This is a genomic window from Mesorhizobium sp. M4A.F.Ca.ET.020.02.1.1, from assembly GCF_004022645.1.
GTDB lineage: Bacteria > Pseudomonadota > Alphaproteobacteria > Rhizobiales > Rhizobiaceae > Mesorhizobium.
Map to the genome: position 1 here is coordinate 1 of NZ_RZOI01001179.1, position 1,043 is coordinate 1,043.

1 protein-coding gene and 1 pseudogene are annotated in these 1,043 nt (G+C 55.5%); both read right to left on the reverse strand.

Annotation, left to right across the window (positions count from 1 at the left end; genetic code table 11):
* Positions 1–121: 121 nt before the first annotated feature.
* Positions 122–814 carry a DUF6348 family protein gene (locus tag EN742_RS35860; protein ID WP_126054015.1) on the reverse strand — a complete coding sequence of 231 codons (693 nt, stop codon included), beginning with the start codon at positions 812–814 and terminating at the stop codon, positions 122–124.
* Between the two features lie 54 nt (positions 815–868).
* Positions 869–1,043 (reverse strand): annotated as a pseudogene (locus EN742_RS40305) (winged helix-turn-helix domain-containing protein); the annotation flags it as partial.

Consider the following 1,043-nt stretch of genomic DNA (forward strand, 5'->3'; position numbering starts at 1 on the left):
CACCGCATTCCCTCTTGGCTCCTCCTTTTGCCGGGAGGAGACCGTCTGGCCATGGATTTAGGCTTCTGCGGGCAGATGTGTCAACGCGCGGCTACGACATGGCTATGTCGGTCAGAGGCTGTCATGTGCCGCCAATCGGCAGGGCCAGGATAACTTGCCGGACTGCTTGATAACCATCGCCGTGGTCCCAGTCATGGCTGAGGGCTAGGTCCTGTCCTTCTTGCCAAACCTTATTATCCAGAAGGACCTCGGTGCAAATAAGCTCGCCTTTCAAGGCTGCAAAAAAGGTGCGTACAAAGTGACTGCCAGGGGAAACGGAAGCTATGAACAGCTTTTCCAGCTTGGCGTAGAACGTTGGATAACCCCGGTTCAGCGAATTAAGCTCGGTGGTGGCCTGGGAAATAACCGGTCCACCATAGATTTTCCAGCGAACATTTTTTTGCCAGATCTTCCAACAGGGACTGCTTTGCTGCCAAACCTCTACTTCGGCCTGCATGTTGTCGCAGACATGATCAGCCAGTCCCTCGATCGCCACGTGGAAAACGCCACGAAGAAATTTTTCAAACGCCTGATTTAATTCTTGTTCTCGCGTGTCACCGAAGCCAGCAAAGGATTCAATGACCGGCTGAACATCAAGCAGTGGGGAAAAAATGTAGATTTCGAGGACCAGCCGGCCAGCTTCCGCCTCGAATACCTCAGCCTCAAACCGAAGTTGCCTCGACTGTAGCAGAACGTCCTGATCTCTACGCACTGCATCGATCCCATGCGCAATCAATGCGCCATGGATCATGTCGAGCACTTTGTCCGATGCCATTGCACAACCTACGAGGTTTGTTGGAGCGTGTATGACAGAGGCTGCAGGGGTTGGCTATCTTATCTCGCCAGCCAGCGCCGGCCCCAAATCGCCGGCCGGCGTCACTTCGATGCGCTCAAGCCCAAGCCAGCCCTGCATCTGCTTCAATTCCTCGAAGAGTTCACCGGCCGTTTCGGGCGGAGCGTCGGCCTCGGCATAGGCGGCATGGACGCGCAGCACGCTGGCCGGG

Excerpts from the sequence above, each read along its gene's own strand:
- EN742_RS35860 (WP_126054015.1), bottom strand. The coding sequence starts at position 814 with ATGGCATCGGACAAAGTGCTCGACATGATCCATGGCGCATTGATTGCG.